The organism is Desulfallas sp. Bu1-1 (assembly GCF_015594625.1).
Lineage (GTDB): Bacteria > Bacillota > Desulfotomaculia > Desulfotomaculales > Desulfallaceae > JADNRQ01.
Genome location: NZ_JADNRQ010000002.1, coordinates 35,103 through 53,132 on the forward strand (window position 1 = coordinate 35,103; position 18,030 = coordinate 53,132).

Here is an 18,030-nt window from a genome sequence, read left to right on the forward strand (position 1 = left end):
GGGTTACCATGCCTTTACAGCAAAAAACCGAGTTTAAGCCGTCCGCTTCTCGAGCGACAGCACCTGTTAAATATGCGCTTAAAATAATAAAACCCTAGCTCCCTGGTAAGCTAAGGTTAACATGCCCTGGAACCGTTAAGGTCAGGCATAGTTACACACTAACCCTCTCCATGGGAGGTTGAAGTGCGTTATCCGGGCAGGTCTCCTGACTTATGGATCATCGCCAGCGCTTTAACCTTCCCGGCAGTTGCCAGTGGCATGCTTAAAGGTGGCTCGCCATTTACAGTGGCCGGACCGTCCAGGATTTTCACCTGGTTCCCTATTATCCCCCATAGACAAAATAATTGGGGGCACCCGGATAAATATTCATTTTAGAAAAATATTAACATTTTATTGGCATGTTGTCCATAGGTTTTCCGGTACTGATTTTTTAAACATTCAACAACAAAGATATACGAGCATGACATCGGTTAAGCGGGAAAAAAGATTTCGTCATCAATGTCCGAAATCGCTCCAAATAGGGCCGAAAATAGCAAAAATAATAAAAATAAAGAGATAATAATAGAATTACCCCTGCCTTACCTTAAAAATAAAAAACCCGCAAAGCCTTGCATTTCAATACTTCGCGGGTTTTTAGATTAATTCTGGTCGGAGCGACACGACTTGAACGTGCGACCTCTACCACCCCAAGGTAGCGCTCTAGCCAAACTGAGCTACGCCCCGTTAAACCTTTGATTTGCAGTTGCAAAATAAATTATATTATTAACCGCCCACAAAGTCAAGGATTTTTAGAATGTATATTATGGACGAAAAATTTAGTTTTGTACATGCACAGTCCCGGCAACCAAATCATAGAATATAAAATCCATTGCATATAAGGGGGAATGCGTGTTGCCCGGTTTCTGGACCTTGGCTGTTGCGTCAATGATCCATGGCATTATCTTGCTGGTCTCTTACGTGGCGCAAAACAGTTTTCCAAAACCACTGACTGAGGAAGAAGAACAGTACTACCTGGAGAAACTGGCGGAAGGCGATGAAAAGGCCAGGGATATTCTCATCGAAAGGAATTTAAGATTGGTTGCCCATATCATCAAAAAATTTGAAGGCAGCGGAGATGACTTTGACGACCTGATATCCATCGGTACCATTGGTTTAATTAAAGCGGTTAACACTTTTAACAATAACAAATCTTCCCGTTTGGCGACATACGCCTCCAAATGTATTGAAAACGAGATACTGATGTATATGCGTTCCAAGAAAAAAATGCGCGCAGAAATGTCATTATATGAACCAATCGGAACCGACAAGGAAGGCAACGAAATTCACTTTATGGACGTCTTGAGCACGGATGCCGAGGCGGTATCAGAAATGGTTTCCCGTATTATGGATAAGGAACAGTTGTGGCGAAAACTTAAAAAACTCACCCCTCAGGAAAGAAAGGTTTTGGTGCTGCGGTTCGGATTGCGCGGCAAAGAGCGGAAAACCCAAAAGGAAATAGCTAAAAAACTTGGAATATCCCGTTCCTATGTCAGCAGGATCGAAAAGCGGGCTATTGATAGACTGTCTGAACAATTCCTGGCCGAAGCATAGGAAATTTCCCCATCCCCCCTCGCTTATCGTAATTAAGCGAGGGATTTGCTTTATAGAACAGCCAAGAAATAAACAGTATTTTGGCGGCATTGATATTGACAACCGGTCCGGGTAATTGATAAACTAAACAAGTATAAAAAAAAATAATACCGATGAACTCTTATCCGGAGTGGTGGAGGGACTGGCCCAATGAAACCCGGCAACCAGCTTCAAATAATGCGAAGTATGGTGCTAATTCCTGCAGGAGTTGATACTTCTGACAGATAAGAGGTGTGCTTGCAAACCTCTTCTGTGTCCGGAAGAGGTTTTAAAGTTTGTCGGAGCGATGCACAAATAAGTGGAGGTGTAGGTATGGCAACAGAAAGAACTTTTCAAGAAATTAATGAAAGAATCAAATCCGGTAAGGCCGTGGTGGTAACAGCGGAAGAACTGGTTTCCATGGTCAGGGAAAAAGGGGTAACCCGCGTTACATCCGAAGTTGACGTGGTCACAACGGGAACTTTCGGGCCCATGTGCTCCTCCGGCGCTTTTTTGAATTTTGGTCATTCTAAACCCAGGATGAAGATGCATAAAGTATGGTTGAACGGCGTGCCCGCCTATACGGGTATTGCCGCCGTTGATGCGTATATAGGCGCGACGGAAGTGCATGAAGACGACCCCCTGAACAGCAATTACCCTGGAGAATTCCGGTACGGCGGGGGATATGTGATTCAGGACTTGGTGGCCCGGAAAAAGGTAAGATTAAAAGCCACCGGTTATGGTACCGATTGCTACCCCAGGCGGGAAATTGAAACTGATATAACGATTGACGACATCAACGAGGCCATACTTTTCAATCCCCGCAATGCTTACCAGAATTATAACTGTGCCGTCAACTTGAGCTCCAGAACAATCTATACTTATATGGGCATGCTTAAACCCAATCTCGGGAACGCGCATTATTCCACATCGGGACAGCTAAGCCCCTTACTGAAAGACCCGATGTTCATGACCATCGGGATTGGAACGCGCATTTTTCTCGGAGGAGCCGTTGGCTACGTGGCCTGGCATGGGACCCAGCACTTCCCCTCGTTTATTCGTGATCAGGATGGCAAAAACCTGGGCCCCGCCGGGGGAACACTGGCCGTGATCGGCAATTTAAAACAAATGAGCCCCCGCTGGCTTGTAGGGACCAGCTTTATCGGCTACGGAGCCACCCTGACGGTTGGTATAGGTATCCCGATCCCCATATTAAATGAGGAAGTGTGCCGTTACGCGGCGGCCGGCGATGACGAGCTGTACGCTCCCATTGTCGATTACGGTGAAGCTTATCCCAATTTCACGCCCTCAAATCTGGGTTATGCAAGTTACGCTGAACTTAAGAGCGGCAAAATCCAAATCAACGGCAAGGAAGTGCCCACAGCACCTGTTTCCAGCTACCCGCGGGCCCGGGAAATTGCCGGGATCCTGAAGGAATGGATCAAGAAGGGCGACTTTCTGTTGGGCGAGCCGGTGCAGTTATTACCCAATGCTGATGCGGGAATCACTGCCAATTCATTAAAGGGATGATATTTTTAGTAAAAGGAGAGTGAAAAAATGGCCCCCAAAAAAGTCGTGCTTCGTTTCGGTGCTGATATAGCGGACCAACCCATTATATATAAGCTTGTAAAAGATTATGATTTGGTAATAAATATTCTCAAGGCCAACGTCAACCCCCAAAAGGAAGGCACCATGGTTCTTGACATTACGGGAGAAAACGTGGAACAGGGCATGGAGTACCTGCGCCGGGCAGGTGTGCAATTGCAGTCCTTAACGGAACAAATTATTCAGAACGAAGAAAAATGTGTCAGCTGCGGCGCCTGCACCGCAATCTGCCCCTCGGGGGCGCTGTACATTGAACGGCCCGACATGGCGGTACGTTTTGATAGTGATCGCTGCGTGGTATGCCACTTGTGCGTCAAAGCCTGTCCCATGCGGGCCATGGAGGTTCGTTTTTAATTGCCGGAATACGTTGACCGTACTTACAGGTTGCTGCACAGCCAAAAAGACCTGGCCTATTTCCGGGTGTTGATTAAAGAAACGGATTTGGATATAGGTGTTTCCAGGGATAAATTGACTGTCGCGCTGATCAAGGAAACCAACAACGAGGTTATGTCGGTACGGTCGCAGCTTGAACAATATATCCGGAGGGATGAACTGTTTCTCCGCACGTTGAAGCCGCACCAACCGGCCCGGGACGCCCCCAAAATCGTCCGGATGATGGCGGAAGCGGGTGCCGTGGCCGGCACCGGTCCCATGGCAGCGGTGGCCGGTGCCATTGCCCAGCACGTGGGGGAATACCTGGCCAAAAGGTCCAGGGAAGTGATTGTGGAAAACGGCGGTGATATTTATATTCGTTCCGGCCGGGTGCGCAAGATAGGTATTTTTGCCGGGGAGTCCCCCTTTACCAACCGGGTGGCCCTGGAAATTCAGCCCCACCAGACGCCGCTGGGCGTGTGCACCTCATCCGGCACCGTCGGTCATTCGCTCAGTCTCGGGCGCGCCGACGCCGTGGTCATCCTGGCTCCATCGGCACCGCTGGCGGACGCCGTGGCCACTGCGGCCGGCAACCTGGTTCAGGATGAACGGGACCTGGAAAAGGCCGTTAACTTTGCCCTGGGGATTAAATCGGTCACCGGCGCGCTGGCCATTAAAAATGACCAACTGGCCGCCGCAGGCAAAATTAAGCTGGTTCCAATGTGAATCGTTCCAAAACACAACAAGGCACCCCGGTTTACCATCGCGGTGCCTTGTTCGTTAATTCAGTTTGGGCTAATTAATTTACCCTGCGGTCGCGACCGGCCCATTCTTTTTCGCGCAACTTGTATTTCATAATTTTACCGGTGGACGTTTTGGGCAGCTCTCCGAATTCTATCGCCTTGGGTACTTTGAACCGGGCCATGTTTTGCCGGCAATAATTGATAATGTCCTCGGCGGTTGGATTGGTGCCGGGTTTGGGCACGATAAACGCCTTGGGCACCTCGCCCCACTTTTCGTCGGGTACGGCAATGACGGCTACCTCCTGGACGTCGGGGTGAGTATAGATGACGTTTTCCACTTCCACCGTAGAGATGTTCTCACCGCCGCTGATGATGATATCCTTCATGCGGTCCTTGATTTCCACGTAACCGTTGGGATGCACCACGGCCAGGTCGCCGCTGTGGAACCAACCGCCCCGGAAAGCCTCGGCGGTCGCCTCGGGTTGCTTGTAATACCCCAGCATCACGTTATTACCCCGCATGACAATTTCCCCCATGGTTTCCCCATCCCATGGAATGGACTGCATTGAGGCCGGGTCGACCACGTCCATGTACATGGCAGTGATGTAGGGAACACCCTGGCGCGCTTTGATTTTAGCCCGCTCGCCCGCCGGCAGATCGTCCCACTGCTCCCGCCACTCGCAGATGCTGTGCGGGCCGTACACCTCGGTCAGGCCGTAAACCTGGGTTACATTGGCGCCGATGGATTCCATGTTCTTAATTACCGTCGGTGCCGGCGGCGCACCTGCCGTAATTACGTTCAGCGGGCGCTTCATTTTGACGTCCTTGGCGCCGGGATAGGTGGACATGGCGATCAAAACCGTTGGCGCCGCGCAGAGATGGGAAACGTTTTCCACTTCCACCAGGCGGTAAATTTCCTCGGGCACCACTTTGCGCAGACAGACGTGTGTGGCTCCGACCGCGGTGACGCCCCAGGTGAAGCACCAGCCGTTGCAATGGAACATCGGTAAAGTCCAGAGGTACACCGATCGGGAATTCATGCCGTGTTCCAGCGCCTCGCCCAGAGCATTGAGATAAGCGCCGCGGTGGTGATACATGACCCCCTTGGGTAACCCCGTGGTCCCGCTGGTGTAATTAATGGTGGCTACCTCATATTCATCTTCCACCGCGCATTCCACGGGCTTGTCCGAACCGGTGTCCAGGAATTCTTCGTATTCCATCCCCGCCAGGGGCCTCTCGTCGTTGATGTCGCAAATATTGACGAATGTTTTAACATTTTTCAACTCCTCCGGGTTAACCAGCCCGGCAAATTCATTATCCACAAACAGGGCCTTGGAATCGGAATGATTGATGATATATGTCACTTCACGGGCTGACAGGCGAATATTGATGCTGACCAACGCGGCGCCGATCATCGGTACGGCATAATGTGCCTCCAGCATAGGTGGCGTATTGGGGCAGATGAAAGCCACCTTATCGCCCTTTCCGACTCCTACTTTGATCAATGCGTTGGCCAGGCGGTTTACCCTGTTATAAAACTCTTGATATGTGTAACGTTTATCCCCGTAAACTACGGCCTCTTTATCGCCGTAGACCATGGCGCTGCGTTTTAAAAAATTCACGGGAGTAAGCACATCAAAATTTACTTTTTTTTCCGTCATTATATTCCCTCCCCTAATTTATATCTCCTGATTAATTAACGATTGTGTTTAAATTCAAACTCACCTCGTAAATTTAATATAATAAATAACTTCAACACCTCCGTTTAGATAATTTGCAAATTTATTGCAGGTCTCAATACGGCAAATTTTCTAAATATTAATAAGTTTCGTTTTTTTACTTTTAAATTCCTGCCACTGTCCCGAAAAAATTTAAAAAAAATTAAACCTGTCTTACCGGTTTTATTTACTCGTCAGGTTAACAATGTTTTTAGCGCGTTTTCGGCTACCGAAGCCATTAGACTGTATCCTTTCTCGTTCAGGTGGCACTCGTCGTGAAAAAAGCGCGGGTTCCCTTCGTCCGTTTCGGGCAGGCAGAGGGGTGTTTGATAATCAATCAACGGAATATCGTGCACACTTGTATATTCCCGCAACCATTCCCTGTAGCGTGCCAACCAACCCTTTACTTTATCCAGCCCGTAAGGGAAAAAGCATGCCCCCCCGGATGGGTTTGCGCAAATGGGCGTGGTGAGGCCTATAACCGGCAAGATACCATGGTTAAAACTTAGACTGATCATTTCCCGGACGCAATTCTGTGATGCCGCCAGGTCCAGTTCCAGCCAGGCGTCATTGATGCCGCCGAGTATGTGTACGTGTGTGGCAGCAATAGAAATCACATCGTTTTTAAAGCGACGTAATAGATTGTGGTTGGTATCCCCGTTAATCCCCATGTTAATCAGGTTAAATCCCGTTTTTTGTTGCAATAGATTTACCCATGAAAACCTGGGGCCAAAAGGATAACCATAGGTGATGCTATCACCCAGGCATATAATGACGCAAGTCAAATTTTTTCACTCCTTAGCGCGTATAATTGCCTGATTACGAATTTTACGGCAAAATAAACCAGTAGCAAGCCCAGGACGGCCAGCGGCAAACGATTTCTGAAATAGCCGGCGATCACCGGCCAGTTGTAGCCAAATATCATGCCCACAGAGATATTGAATGAAACCCAGATGATGGTGAAAATAAAATTGTAAAACAAGAAGCGATGCCAATTAAGCCTGCTGGCACCTGCCAGGTAGGGTAGGACATTGCTGATCATGGGCACAAACCTGCCCAGAATGATACATACGGGAGCGGAGTTTTCCAGCCAGGCGCGGGCATGTTCAACCCCGCGCCGGTGAATACGCAGGTACCTGCCATGCTGTTCAAACAACAGGTTACCCGTGCGCCGGCCAATAAAAAACGCCGCAATTGCTCCCAGATTAAAACCGGTTACCGCCACCAAAAAAACACTATAAAAATCAAGCCGGTTTTGGTTAATCAAAAAACCGGATAACATGATCAACGCCCCGCCGGGAAAGGGAAAGCCCAGGGCTTCGATGATCAAGCCTACCAGCAGGCCCCCCAGCCCCAGACTTTCCAGGTAGTCAGCGATAAAATCCAATTTACCCCCCTCCCACGTATAGCATATCCAGGAGAGAGGCTTTTTTTACATTAACAAGTGGTTGAACAGGCTAAAGAACTCTGGCGGTTCCCTTGTAAACCAGACCTCTTTGACCATCCACGGTAACTACTTCTCCGTCCGGTATGATCGCTGTGGCCCCTTCCAGTCCCACTATGACCGGGATACCGAACTCCAGGCCCACAATGGCCGCGTGTGAAGTTAAACCGCCCACCTCGGTGATAATTGCCGCCGCCTTTTCAATGGCCGGAATAAAATCCCTGTCTGTGTCATGCGTAACGAGTATGTCACCGTCCCGCATTTTATTTAATGCCTCACGGGAATTGCCGGCCACGCAGGCTTTTCCCGTGACCGCCCTGTTGCCTATACCCGTACCCCGCGCCAGGATATCGCCGACGGTATGTACTTTCACCAGGTTGGTGGTCCCGTGTACGCCGACCGGGACGCCGGCGGTAATAACAGTTAAATCACCCGGTTTGATCAAACCGGCCGACAAAGAAACCTCCACCGCCGCCGCGATCATGTTGTCCGTGTCTTCCGTCTTGCCCACCAAAAGCGGTTGGATTCCCCAGACCAGGGCCAGCTTGCGCAAAACCCTGGCATGCGGTGTAACCGCTATCACGGGGGCGCTGGGCCTGTACTTGCTGACCATTTTGGCGGTATAACCCGATTCCGTCGATGATATAATCGCCGCTGCTCCGAGGGCATGCGCAATGGAAACCGTAGCGTGGCTGATGGCGTCGGTGACGGTGTTGGACAGGGCCCGGCGCTTGTTTTTTAGCAATTCATCGAACCTGATGGCCGACTCGGCGTGAGCCGCTATCCGGGCCATGGTTTCCACCGCTTCAACGGGATACTTTCCTGCCGCGGTCTCGCCGGAGAGCATGACGGCGTCCGTACCGTCCAGGATGGCGTTCGCGACATCACTGGCCTCTGCCCTGGTCGGCCGCGGATTGTGAATCATGGATTCCAGCATTTGGGTGGCGGTGATTACGGGCTTACCAGCCTGGTTGCATTTTTCGATAATGACCTTTTGTATCACCGGCACTTCTTCCGGTGGAATTTCCACTCCCAGGTCGCCCCGTGCCACCATGATTCCATCGGAAACCTTGATGATTTCATCCAGGTTGTTTACGGCTTCGCGGTTTTCTATTTTGGCAATAATGTCCATGTGACCATTATTGTCTTCAATAATCTTCCGGATAGCCAGTATATCCGACGCTTTGCGCACGAAGGAAGCGGCGACGAAATCGAAACCCTGCTCCACTCCGAAGATAATATCCCTTTTATCATTGTCGGTAACAGCCGGCAGGTTTACATGGACGCCCGGCACGTTAACCCCCTTGTGACTGGTTATTTCACCCCCGTTTTCCACCAGGCAAACAATATTAGACCCGTCCACACACTTGACCCTGAGACCGATCAAGCCGTCGGCGATCAATATCCTGTCCCCCGCCTTCACGTCATAAGGCAGACCGCTGTATGTAACCGGCAAGGTTTTTTCGTTACCCAGGACCTTTTCGGTGGTAAGACATATCTCGGAACCGGGACGCAACTCCAGTGGATCTTTTTCCAGTTCCCCCAGCCTTATTTCAGGCCCCTTGGTGTCAAGCAACAATGCGATATTTTTACCCACATTGCCTGCCGCCCGGCGGATTGCATTCACGCGCCGGGCGTGTTCTTCGTGTGTGCCGTGGGAAAAATTCAGTCTAGCCACGTTCATGCCGGCCAGCATCATTTTCTCCAATATTTCAACGGATTCGCTGGCCGGGCCAACGGTGCAAACTATCTTCGTGCAGCGCATGACTACTCCTCCTTAAATGGATAGTATACCTGCCAGGTTATAGACCTCCAGGTCGATCGGTTTTTTCTCCTCGAAAGCGGCTTCAAGCGGTGCGGCGACAATCCGGCCCTCCACCATGCCGACCATATGCTTGACATAACTGGACATCAGCAATTCCACAGCCTTTGCCCCCATCCGGCTGGCTAAAATGCGGTCAAAAGCCGTGGGCGTACCACCTCGCTGCAGGTGGCCGAGTATGGTGACTTTTGTTTCCAGTCCGGTTTGTTCTTTAATTTGCTTGCTAATATCAATACCGCTGGCGGCGCCTTCGGCCACGACGATGATGCTGTGGAGTTTGCCGCGTTTATAACCGCGATACAATTTTTCACACACATCGTTAATGCTGAAGTTCAGTTCCGGAATCAAGATTGATTCCGCCCCGCCGGCAAGGCCTGCCATCAGGGCGATATACCCGCTTTCCCGCCCCATTACCTCGAGGATGAATGTTCTTTCATGGGACGTGGCGGTATCCCGGATTTTGTTAATTGCTTCCACAACGGTGTTAATGGCGGTATCAAAACCGATTGAATATTCGGTACCCGAAATATCGTTGTCTATGGTACCAGGCACGCCAATTACCGGTATGTTATATTCATTATGAAAAATTTCCGCCCCCCTGAATGAGCCATCGCCGCCAATCACAACCAACCCTTGAATGCCGTAACGTTCCACGTTTTCAAACGCCCTGGCTCTGCCCCTCGAAGTTTTAAACTCTTCCGAACGGGCGGTTCGCAAAATGGTGCCGCCGCGGTGAATAATGTCCGCCACCGACCCCAAATTCATCGGTCCCATGTCCGCTTCGATAAAACCGCTGAAACCTCTCTGGATGCCAATTACCTCCAGGCCGTGGTAAATGGCCTTGCGTACCACGGCCCGAATGGCGGCATTCATCCCCGGAGAGTCACCGCCACTGGTTAAAACGGCAATTCTTTGCACGTCTGCTACCCCTTTCTGATTATTCCAACCCTGGTACGATTATTCTTGTGATAACAATAATACTTTTTGCTGTACCGTCTTAAATATGCAATATTTTTTTATTTCTCCGGATGCGGCATCGTCTAGTCAGTGGTATGGTGGATCAAAAAATAATCCAGAGCAAAACTCTGGAAAAAATTGTTAATCGTCGGTTCTTAATCTACCATGTTTGGTCAGTATTTCAGCGCGCCCTCGTATTTTGATAGCCGAAGTATGTTCGGTGAACTGGGCAATCATAATCTCACCCTTGTCCAATTTTTCGGAATGATGAAACTTTGTGTCGCGTCCCCTGGTAAGCCCGATGATGGTGACACCATTTTCCAGCGCTTTAATAACCACGTATTCCCCGCTTATTTCGTTAAAATCACTCATTGATTTGATCACCTCGCTTGTATCCTTCGATTACCTTATTATAGCAGTATCAATTACATAAGAAAAGCGTCAAACAATCATTATTTAGCAGCCGTCACCAGGCCGTTATTACTCGAAGTGCCGTATTTAACTTTGATATTTTCTGATCCCAGCAAGCCAATCAATTCATCAACTACGCCGGTATCCAGACTGACCCAGAAGCGGCGGTCGGCCCGGGCCAATTTTTTATCCCGGGGAAAATAAATATAAACAGGACACTCACCAGGGAATGAACATAAAACTTTTTGAATGCCGGCGATAAGTTCCCGGGTTGGGCTTTCCAGCTTAATATACAGTTCACCGAAACTTTGTTTGGACAATGGCTCCAGGCAATTAACAATTATTTTTACCTCTTCACCGTTGTGGTTGGCAGTTCCTTTAACCAGTACGGGGTTATCTACCGCCAGTAAACCGGCGTATTGCTGGTATGTTCTGGGAAATATAACCAGTTCCACCGATCCCGTCAGGTCCTCGAGATTGGCAAAGGCCATGGCATCTCCCCGCTTGGTGGTGATTTTTTTGACACTGTTTAAAATACCTCCCACCACTACTTCGGTACGGTCCTCCAACTCCACCAGGTTTGCCACCTGGTGCGTAGCCTGGCGATTGATGAACTCCCTGTATTCCGAGAGCGGGTGCCCGCTGACGTAAAGGCCGAGCGCCTCCTTTTCCATGGCCAGTAATTCACCGGGTGGAAATTCCTTGATCTCAGGCAGATCGATGGTCAGTGTTTTTTGAACTTCGTCACCCCAGAAATCCAGCAAGGACAGTTGCCCGTTTTTCCGGTCCTGCTGGGCCAGTTGGGCCAGTCCCAATCCGGTATCCACCGCGGCCATCATTTGGGAACGAAAATGCCCCAGTGAGTCCAATGCGCCGCTTTTGATCAGGTTTTCCAGTACCCTGCGGTTGATTACCCGGGTATCCAGGCGCTGGCAAAAATCCGCGAAAGACTTGAAAGGGCCACCCGTTTCTTTCATCTCGATAATCGATTTAACGGCATTTAAACCTACGTTTTTAATGGCGGCCAGACCAAACCTTATTTTATCACCGTCCACCGTGAAATCCACGCCGCTCAGGTTGACGTCCGGCGGCAGCACGTCGATGTTCATCCGGCGGCATTCCTCGATATAAAAGGATACTTTGTCCGTGTTATCCTTGACCGAGGTCAAAAGCGCCGCCATATATTCCACCGGGTAATTCGCCTTCAAATATGCCGTCTGGTAAGAAACCAGCGCGTAGGCCGCGCTGTGGCTTTTATTAAAGCCGTAACCGGCAAAATACTCGATGAGGTCGAAAACTTGCCCGGCGATGTTGGGGTCCACGCCGTTCTTTTCCGCCCCCTCGATAAATTGCGCCCGCAACCCGGCCAGAATTTCCGGTTTTTTCTTGCCCATGGCCCGGCGCATCAGGTCGGCTTCGCCCAGGGAGAATCCCGCCAGGTCGCTGGCAATGCGCATGACCTGCTCCTGATAGAGAATTACTCCGTAAGTATCTTTGAGGATGGGTTCCAGCTTCGGGTGCAGGTACTCCACCTTTTTTTCGCCGTGTTTGCTTTTAATGAAGTCCTCCACCATGCCGCTGCCCAGCGGGCCGGGGCGGTAAAGGGCCACCAGGGCCACGATATCCTCGAATACCTCGGGTTTCAATTCCCGTAAAATTGCCCGCATGCCGCTGCTTTCCAGCTGGAACACGCCCACCCCTTCGCCATGGCACAATAGCTCAAACGTTTTGGGGTCGTCCAGGGGAATTTCATCAATGTTGATTTCCCGGCCGCGGTTCCGGCGAATCATTTTAACGGCATCGGCAATTACGGTCAGGGTGCGCAAACCCAGCAGGTCCATTTTGAGCAACCCCAGTTCCTCCACCGGGTCCTTGGCGAATTGCGTGGTTACCGGGCCGTCCGCCGCCTTGTACAACGGAAGGTAGTGGGTTAAAGGCTCCCTGGTGATCACCACTCCGGCGGCGTGCGTAGAAGCATGCCGGGGCATTCCCTCCAGCAGGGCGGCCATATCGATTAATTTGCGTACCTGGTCGTCTTCCCGGTAAATCTGGTTTAATTCCGGAGATTCCTGGAGTGCCTTATCAATGGTAATTTTCAAATCGTTGGGCACCAGTTTGGCGATTCGGTCCACGTCGCCGTAAGGCATGCCCAGCGCCCGGCCGACGTCCCGGATGGCCGCCTTGGCCGCCATGGTGCCGAAGGTGGCGATTTGGGCCACCCGGTCCGAGCCGTATTTCCTGGACACGTATTCAATAACCTCGCCGCGCCGTTCAAAGCAAAAGTCAATATCGATATCCGGCATGGACACCCGCTCGGGATTCAAGAATCTTTCAAACAGCAAGTCGTATTTTAAGGGATCCAGATTGGTAATGCCCAGCACGTACGCCACCAGGCTGCCCGCGGCGGAACCGCGACCGGGTCCCACCGGGATGCCGTTTTCCCTGGCGAAATGGATGAAATCCCAGACAATGAGAAAGTAAGCGGAATAGCCCATTTGCTTGATTACATTCAGTTCAAATTCAAGCCTCTGTTTTACTTGCTCACTCATTCCGCCGTAGCGCCACTGGATTCCTTTCAGGCATAATTCCCGCAGGTAAGAGTCCACGGTATGTCCTTCCGGTACTTTGTATTCCGGCAAGTGCAGCTTGCCGAATTCCAGGGTGACATGGCAGCGCTCGGCAATGCGGACCGTATTGTCCATGGCTTCCCTTAACTCGCCGAAAACCAGGGCCATTTCCTGTTCGCTTTTCAGGTAGAGTTCCCGGGATTGAAACTTCATGCGTCCCGGGTCATCAACGGTTTTCCCGGTTTGGATGCATAGCAGCACATCCTGCATTTCGTCGTGTTCCCGCAAAACGTAGTGGACGTCATTTGTAACCACAAGCGGGATGCCGGTTTTTTGATGCAGTTGCAGCAAGCCCCGGTTGGCGGTCTTTTGCTCGTTAAAGCCGTGGTCCTGTAATTCAAGATAAAAATTGTTCCGGCCAAAGATATCTAAATATTCGGACGCGCTTTTTTCAGCTTGTTCCGGGTTACCCTGAATCAAGTGGGAAGCTATTTCACCGGCGATACAGCCGCTCAGGGCGATCAGCCCCTCACTGTGAGCTGCCAGCAGTTCCTTGTCCACCCGGGGCTTGTAATAAAACCCCTCGGTAAAACCCAGGGAAACCAATTTCAGCAAATTCCTGTACCCGGTTTCATTTTCCGCCAGCAGCACCAGGTGAAAAAGGTTATCATCGATTTTAGGCGTGCGGTCGTACCGGGTGCGCGGTGCCACGTATACCTCGCACCCGATGATCGGCTTGACGCCCTGCTTTTGGCAGGCTTTATAGAAATCCACGATGCCGTACATGACCCCGTGGTCGGTGATGGCCAGCGAATTCATTTCCATCCGGGCGGCGGTTTCCACCAGTTGTTTGACCCTGGCCGCGCCGTCCAGCAGGCTGTATTCGGTATGTACGTGCAAGTGTGTAAACAAGGAAATAACCCCCGATAAAACGTTTACTTAAACTTAATAAGATGGATATGAATTTCATAATAAGGGAAATACGGGTCCTCAATGGTCACCGGTATCACCGCTCTCCGCTCGTCGGTTTCCGCCCGGGCGCGCAGATCCTGAATAAACGAGAATGTGGCCGGTCTTCCGGGGTGCGCGATGAGCAAATTACTGCCCCGGCCGGTTACCGCACCAATTACGTTAATCAGATGGGCGTTCAATTTCGGATCGTAAAACACGTCCGATCCCATCACCCATTTAAACTTTTTCTTCATCCCAAAGTTACGCCAGTCACCCAGGTAAGTGTCAAAATTGGCAAGCCCGTTCCGGGTGGCGTTTAAGCTTGCCAGTTCCAGAGCGGAAGGGTTGAAATCGGAGAAAGTGACCCGCGCTCCCTTCAGGCCGCAGATAATACCCGGCAACCCCAGGCCGGCACCCAGTTCGAGCAGTTCCTCGTTGTCAAAACACAGGTTGTCCCAGATCCAGCGGGAAAGCCCGCGCGCCGCAGGCCATATTTCGGCCCAGCAGGGAACCTTGTCTTCATCGGCCGGATCGGTGATCAATTTTTCCACATCCGCGACCACCAGCAGGCTGATCCTTTGCTCCGGTAGGTCAAAGAAAATTTCCTTGGTTTCAATGGATAATATTTTTTACACCACCTTGACTTAAACCCAAAATATATCTTCAGAAACAAGTAAAATTCCCCTTGCTCTAAGGGGAATTTTACATCAAAACGGATTAACGTACAATTTAAAGATTGATTATTCTATTTGATATTGCTTGATTTTTTTATATAACCAGGCCCGGGATATACCTAGCAGCTTTGCCGACTGTAACTTGTTGCCGCCGGTCCTTTCCAGCGCGTCCACAATCGCTTCCTTTTCCACGCTTTCCAGCAAAGCGGGCAGGCTTTTGTTCAAATTAACCGTTTTTTGTTCTTTGCCCTGGATTCCGCCAAATTCCAAAAGATAATGCGGCAGGTGGTTCATTTCTATAGTATCATTTTCCACCAGGTTAAACGCCCGTTCAATGATATTTTCCAGTTCCCGCACGTTACCCGGCCAGTTATAACGTTCGAAAAGCTCCATCACATCCCGGCTGAGGTTACTTATTTTCAATGAAAATTCCCGGTTATATTTGGCAATGAAATGATTAACCAAATCCCTTATATCTTCCTTTCTTTCACGTAAAGGCGGGATGTTTATATTGACGACATTTAAGCGGTAATAAAGGTCCCGGCGAAAGCGACCCTCGGCAATTAACCCGGCGAGATCGCGGTTGGTAGCCGCAATGATACGCACGTCAACCTTTTGGGTATTTCTGTCTCCAAGCCTCTCAATTTCTTTTTCCTGTAACACCCTGAGCACCTTGGCCTGCATGGAAAGCGGCATGTCTCCGATTTCATCAAGGAAAATCGTACCCCTGTGGGCCAGTTCAAATTTTCCGATTTGTCCTCCTTTTCTGGAACCGGTAAAGGCGCCTTCGCGGTAGCCGAATAATTCCGACTCCAGCAGGTTCTCCGGTATCGCGGCACAGTTAACCTTCACAAAAGGCTTGTTGGCGCGGGGGGAATGGGCGTGCAGAGCGTGGGCAAATAGCTCTTTGCCCGTACCGCTTTCCCCCGTGATTAAAACCGTTGATGGTCCCCTGGCCACGCGGCGTACAATTTCTTTAAGCTTACTCACCGCTTTGCTGGCTCCGATGATATCATCCAGCGTGTAGCGCGATTTAATTTCGTTCTTTTTGGTCCATGCCGATTCGCTTTTCAAAGCCAGCGCAGCTAGTTTATCAACGTCTTGATAAACAACTTTGCTGATGGCACCTTCCACTTTGCCGTTTTTAAACACTGGGAAACAACTGACCAGTACATTCCGGTCGGCGAGTTTTAAAATCTTATTTTGTTGCGACCCGCCGTCAATTTGAAAGAAATGCACTTTAGTTTCCGGAAATATTTCTGTAACATGGTGGTTTAGGACTTTTTCCGGGGTGGTCTTTAATAAACCGGCCATGGCATGGTTGATAAAATTCACATAACCTTCTCGGTTTATGGAAATATACCCCTCATTGGTGTGCTCAAATATTGACTCCAGGGAGTTTTTCCGGTCTTTCACCGCTTCCAGTTCCGCCGCCAGTTGGTGCAGTTCGGTTATCTCCTGGGCTACGCCAATGGCGCCGATTATGCGGTTGTCCTTGATGATCGGTGTCCGGTTGACTATATAAAGGGTGTTTCCAAGGACAAATTTGCGCCCGATATGGGCCTTGCCGGTTTTAAGCACTTTAATCAATCCGGTATAGGGAATGACCTGGGAAACCGGTTTGCCAATGGCCTGTTCGGCGGTTATACCGAACAACCTTTCACAAGTGTGATTGAAAATCGTAATATATCCACGGTGATCCACAGCTATTACCAAATTGGCGATACAATCAAAAATTGTATTATCGGTTTCCAGCTTCGACGTCTTAACAACATTGCTTTTCAGGGCCATAGTTTTCACCTCCCGGTTTGGGCGGTAGTTGCTGAATAATTAAAAAAATTCAACAAAAAAAGAATAATTCCTTCTAAAAGATTGAATTTTAATTTTATTTTTAAATTATACAATTGATTTTACTACAAAAACCCGGTACTTGTATTTGGCACTCCGGCGGTTTCTTCCGTTCGTTTCGCAATTTTACCTTTATGGCTGGAGCAACTTTAATTAACGCTTGCAACTTACTACCTAACTACTTCTTCACGCCGCTAAGGGGTCATGGCTTTGGGGATATGACGGGCTAGGGACCGCATCCAGTGCTCCACTCACTCCAGAAATCCGCCGGAGCGCCTGCCGCTGTGGTGTTTTTGCAGTGAAATCATAATTAAATTTTTACATACCTGTTATTTTATATGCCTGTGGCCATGGCAATGGCAGGAACCATAATTTCCACCCGTAGGCCGGCCGTATTTAACGCCATCGCCGGCGACCGCTTTGACCAGGTTGTCGACAGTAAGCTCGTTTCTCAATAATTCCTGGTCGTCTCTGTTTTTTAATAATAGGTTTAGAGTATAATTGATATTCTCGCTGGTTAGGGTTCGTTCATCCATGGCGGCAAGGGCCCTGGCCCAATCGATGGTCTCGGCGATGGACGGTTTCTTGCGCAAATTAAGGTTGGATCTGATATAGTTGGCCGCATTGGCGATTTGAGCAACGATTTTGTCGCCTGCTTCGGGCACTTTAACCTGTAATATACGCGTTTCCTTTTCTACCGGGGGGAAATCAATGTACAAGTATACGCAGCGCCTCTTTAAACCATCCGACAACTCCCTTTCACCGTTGCTGGTCAAAACCACGATGGGGATATGCTTGGCCGTAATGGTGCCCAGTTCAGGGATCGAGACCTGGAAATCTGATAGCACTTCAAATAAAAAAGCTTCAAATTCGGCTTCCACTTTATCCACTTCGTCAATAAGCAAAACCACTTTTTGTTCTGAACGGATGGCCCGGAGCAAGGGGCGTTCCAGCAAATATTCCTCGCTGAACAAGTTGCGTTCAACGTTCTCACCCGGATCGGAGCTTTTAGAGACCTGGATCTTGATTAACTGGCGCTGGTAGTTCCATTCATACAGTGCCTTGTTTTCGTCCAGGCCTTCGTAGCATTGCAGGCGGATTAACTCGGTTTTAAAAATGCGGGCCAGCACCTTGGCAATTTCCGTTTTGCCGACACCGGGCGCCCCTTCCACCAGCAGGGGTTTTTGTAGTTTCAAGGCCAAAAAGATGGTTACCACCACCTCGTCCTCGCAAATGTACCCTTCCTGCTGCAGTGCCGTGCGTAACTCGGGTATGGTTAAATTCATCCTTATTTATTCCTCCTGATGTGA

At 49.8% G+C, this 18,030-nt stretch carries 14 protein-coding genes, 1 tRNA gene and 2 riboswitches; of the genes, 4 read left to right on the forward strand and 11 right to left on the reverse strand.

Annotated elements, in window-relative coordinates; all coding sequences use genetic code 11:
- Positions 1-177: 177 nt before the first annotated feature.
- Positions 178-373, reverse strand: a riboswitch (cobalamin riboswitch).
- A gap of 272 nt (positions 374-645) precedes the next feature.
- Positions 646-723: transfer RNA gene (locus IT084_RS02710), tRNA-Pro, on the reverse strand.
- Between the two features lie 165 nt (positions 724-888).
- On the opposite strand from IT084_RS02710, the gene sigK reads away from it, so the two are divergent.
- From sigK to IT084_RS02730, 4 genes are all read left to right on the forward strand, one after another.
- Positions 889-1,590, forward strand: coding sequence for an RNA polymerase sporulation sigma factor SigK (sigK, locus tag IT084_RS02715; RefSeq protein WP_395879316.1), 702 nt, complete (start codon positions 889-891; stop codon positions 1,588-1,590).
- A gap of 157 nt (positions 1,591-1,747) precedes the next feature.
- Positions 1,748-1,860, forward strand: a riboswitch (SAM riboswitch).
- A gap of 81 nt (positions 1,861-1,941) precedes the next feature.
- Positions 1,942-3,138: a homocysteine biosynthesis protein gene (locus IT084_RS02720; RefSeq protein WP_195710905.1), complete on the forward strand. Its 1,197-nt coding sequence runs from the start codon at positions 1,942-1,944 to the stop codon at positions 3,136-3,138.
- 27 nt (positions 3,139-3,165) lie between these two features.
- Complete coding sequence (locus IT084_RS02725; RefSeq protein WP_195710907.1) at positions 3,166-3,567, forward strand: NIL domain-containing protein; 402 nt, start codon at positions 3,166-3,168, stop codon at positions 3,565-3,567.
- Positions 3,568-4,311, forward strand: coding sequence for a UPF0280 family protein (locus tag IT084_RS02730; RefSeq protein ID WP_195710909.1), 744 nt, complete (start codon positions 3,568-3,570; stop codon positions 4,309-4,311). It begins immediately after the preceding gene.
- A gap of 73 nt (positions 4,312-4,384) precedes the next feature.
- On the opposite strand, the gene IT084_RS02735 is transcribed toward IT084_RS02730, so the two are convergent.
- From IT084_RS02735 to IT084_RS02780, 10 genes are all read right to left on the reverse strand, one after another.
- A complete protein-coding gene (locus IT084_RS02735; protein WP_195710911.1) occupies positions 4,385-5,989 on the reverse strand; it encodes an acyl--CoA ligase family protein in 1,605 nt (534 codons plus the stop codon).
- A 251-nt stretch (positions 5,990-6,240) separates the two neighbouring features.
- Positions 6,241-6,831 carry a GDSL-type esterase/lipase family protein gene (locus tag IT084_RS02740; protein WP_195710914.1) on the reverse strand — a complete coding sequence of 197 codons (591 nt, stop codon included), beginning with the start codon at positions 6,829-6,831 and terminating at the stop codon, positions 6,241-6,243.
- On the reverse strand, positions 6,828-7,433 hold the full coding sequence (locus tag IT084_RS02745; protein WP_195710916.1) for a DedA family protein: 606 nt from the start codon (positions 7,431-7,433) through the stop codon (positions 6,828-6,830). Before IT084_RS02745 ends, IT084_RS02740 begins: the two co-directional genes overlap by 4 nt.
- A gap of 70 nt (positions 7,434-7,503) precedes the next feature.
- Complete coding sequence (gene pyk / locus IT084_RS02750) at positions 7,504-9,255, reverse strand: pyruvate kinase (RefSeq protein WP_195710919.1); 1,752 nt, start codon at positions 9,253-9,255, stop codon at positions 7,504-7,506.
- Between the two features lie 12 nt (positions 9,256-9,267).
- Positions 9,268-10,230: a 6-phosphofructokinase gene (gene pfkA, locus IT084_RS02755; RefSeq protein ID WP_195710920.1), complete on the reverse strand. Its 963-nt coding sequence runs from the start codon at positions 10,228-10,230 to the stop codon at positions 9,268-9,270.
- A 180-nt stretch (positions 10,231-10,410) separates the two neighbouring features.
- On the reverse strand, positions 10,411-10,641 hold the full coding sequence (gene mtrB, locus IT084_RS02760) for a trp RNA-binding attenuation protein MtrB (protein WP_195710921.1): 231 nt from the start codon (positions 10,639-10,641) through the stop codon (positions 10,411-10,413).
- Between the two features lie 80 nt (positions 10,642-10,721).
- A complete protein-coding gene (locus IT084_RS02765) occupies positions 10,722-14,159 on the reverse strand; it encodes a DNA polymerase III subunit alpha (protein ID WP_195710922.1) in 3,438 nt (1,145 codons plus the stop codon).
- A gap of 23 nt (positions 14,160-14,182) precedes the next feature.
- Positions 14,183-14,749 carry a methyltransferase gene (locus IT084_RS02770; protein ID WP_313885407.1) on the reverse strand — a complete coding sequence of 189 codons (567 nt, stop codon included), beginning with the start codon at positions 14,747-14,749 and terminating at the stop codon, positions 14,183-14,185.
- 189 nt (positions 14,750-14,938) lie between these two features.
- Positions 14,939-16,663, reverse strand: a complete 1,725-nt coding sequence (locus IT084_RS02775) for a sigma 54-interacting transcriptional regulator (protein ID WP_195710923.1) — start codon at positions 16,661-16,663, stop codon at positions 14,939-14,941.
- 386 nt (positions 16,664-17,049) lie between these two features.
- Positions 17,050-18,006 carry a MoxR family ATPase gene (locus tag IT084_RS02780; RefSeq protein ID WP_195710924.1) on the reverse strand — a complete coding sequence of 319 codons (957 nt, stop codon included), beginning with the start codon at positions 18,004-18,006 and terminating at the stop codon, positions 17,050-17,052.
- Positions 18,007-18,030 lie beyond the last annotated feature (24 nt).